Origin of the sequence: Aquabacterium sp. (genome assembly GCF_014378415.1) — a bacterium.
In the GTDB taxonomy this organism is placed as follows: Bacteria; Pseudomonadota; Gammaproteobacteria; order Burkholderiales; family Burkholderiaceae_C; genus Aquabacterium.
Window position 1 is genome coordinate 1 of the sequence record NZ_JACMNS010000023.1, and the last position, 2,032, is coordinate 2,032.

Genomic DNA, 2,032 nt, shown 5'->3' on the forward strand with positions numbered 1-2,032 from the left:
CTCAACGGGGTTGAAGCTGCTGACCGACCAGCTGGAAGCGGCCTTCCCCCAAACCCGCGCGGTGCGTGGCGACCGCCTCGCCTCGGTGGTCACCGGCCTGGGCTTGCACGCCGGGCGCTTGTTCGGCAAATGATGCGGTGGCGCGCAAGTGCTCAGAGCTTGAGCAAACGCTCCAGCGCTTTTTCGAGCGTGGCCGCCGATTTGGCAAAGCAAAAGCGGATCACGCCAAAGTCGGCCTGGTCCTGGTAGAAGGCCGACACGGGGATGGCGGCCACGCCATGCTCCACGGTCAGGCGCTCGACAAAAGCACGGTCGCCTTCGTCAGAGATGGCCTGGTACTTCACGCATTGAAAGTAGGTGCCCTGGCAGGGCATCAGCTCGAAACGTGAGCCGGAGATCGCTTGCCGGAAGATGTCGCGCTTGCCTTGGTACAGGGCGTTCAGCTCCGCATACCACTCGCGCTTCTTCAGGAAGTCGGCCAGCGCGTATTGCGAGGGCGCGTGCACGGTGAACACAATGAACTGGTGCGCCTTGCGGAACTCGGCCATCAGCTCGCGCGGGGCCAGGCAGTAAGCCACCTTCCAACCCGTGATGTGGTATGTCTTGCCAAAGCTGGACACCACGAAGCTGCGCTCGGCCAGGCCGGGGTAGTGCATCACGCTTTCGTGGCGCACGCCATCGAACACCATGTGCTCGTAGACCTCGTCGCTGAGCACCACGATGTTGGTGTCTTGCACCAGGGCCTGCAACGCCAGCATGTCATCGCTTGAAAACACCGCGCCCGTCGGGTTGTGCGGCGAGTTGATGATGATCATGCGCGTGCGCTTGTTGATCAGCTTCTTGACCTGGGCCCAGTCGGGCTTGTAGTCGGGCAAGGCCAGGCGCGCGTACACCGGCTTGCCGCCGTTCAGTTCAATCGCGGGGCCATAGCTGTCGTACACCGGCTCGAACACGATGACCTCGTCGCCGCGCCGCACCATGCTGGCCACCGCCGTGAAGATGGCCTGCGTGGCACCCGCCGTGACGGTGACCTCGGTGTCCGGATCGTACGTGGCGCCATACAGCGACTGGGCCTTGTCCGCGATGGCCTCGCGCAGCACGGGCACGCCGGCCATGGGCGCGTACTGGTTGTGGCCGGCCCGCGCGTGCTGGTTCAGCAAGTCCAGCAACTCGCCAGGCGCGTCGAAATCAGGAAATCCCTGCGACAGGTTGATGGCCCCGTGCTGCTGGGCCAGGGCCGACATCACCGAAAAGATGGTGGTCCCAACCTCGGGCAAGCGCGATTCAATTTGCAAGCTGTGCCCTCATGGCGTCGATCACCGACTTGTAATCAGGCTGCCCAAAAATCGCGCTGCCCGCCACGAAGGTGTCGGCGCCACTGTCGGCCACGCGGCGGATGTTGTCCACCTTCACGCCCCCATCGATCTCCAGGCGGATATCGCGGCCCGACGCGTCGATGATCTTGCGCACCTTCTCGGCCTTGCGCAGCGTGCTGTCGATGAAGCTCTGGCCGCCAAAACCGGGGTTCACGCTCATCAGCAACACCACATCGACCTTGTCCAACACCCACTCCAGCACATCCAGCGGCGTGGCTGGGTTGAACACCAGGCCGGCCTGGCAGCCTTCAGCCTTGATCAACTGCAAGGTGCGGTCCACGTGCGCGCTGGCATCGGGGTGGAAGGTGATGATGTCGGCACCCGCTTTGGCAAAAGCCTGGGCCAGCGCATCGACCGGCTGCACCATCAGGTGCACGTCAATGGGCACCTTGGTGCCGTCGGCCTTGACCGCGTGCTTGCGCAGCGCCTGGCAGATCATCGGCCCGAAGGTCAGGTTGGGCACGTAATGGTTGTCCATCACGTCGAAGTGGATCCAGTCGGCACCCGCGTCGATCACGTGGCGAACCTCCTCGCCCAAACGGGCAAAGTCGGCGGACAAAATGCTGGGGGCGATGCGGAAAGTGCGCGACATGGCTTGGGACCTGGTCAAAGGCCGGTTGAAGGTCAGGCCTGCATTTTATGGACGCTGGCCCGCC

The 2,032-nt window shown here is 63.7% G+C and carries 2 protein-coding genes and 1 pseudogene; 1 reads left to right on the forward strand and 2 read right to left on the reverse strand.

The window, feature by feature from the left end:
• Window positions 1-133: pseudogene (locus H7225_RS02740) on the forward strand (heat-shock protein); the annotation flags it as partial.
• 19 nt (window positions 134-152) lie between these two features.
• Here the strand turns inward: H7225_RS02740 and H7225_RS02745 are convergent.
• Both H7225_RS02745 and rpe read right to left on the reverse strand, forming a co-directional pair.
• Complete coding sequence (locus H7225_RS02745; RefSeq protein ID WP_366481280.1) at window positions 153-1,295, reverse strand: pyridoxal phosphate-dependent aminotransferase; 1,143 nt, start codon at window positions 1,293-1,295, stop codon at window positions 153-155.
• Window positions 1,285-1,968 (reverse strand): ribulose-phosphate 3-epimerase, encoded by a 684-nt coding sequence (gene rpe, locus H7225_RS02750; RefSeq protein WP_290659259.1) that lies wholly within the window; start codon window positions 1,966-1,968, stop codon window positions 1,285-1,287. Before rpe ends, H7225_RS02745 begins: the two co-directional genes overlap by 11 nt.
• Between the last annotated feature and the right edge of the window lie 64 nt (window positions 1,969-2,032).

Coding starts and splice junctions, on each gene's coding strand:
- rpe (WP_290659259.1), bottom strand. CDS start 1,968: ATGTCGCGCACTTTCCGCATCGCCCCCAGCATTTTGTCCGCCGACTTT.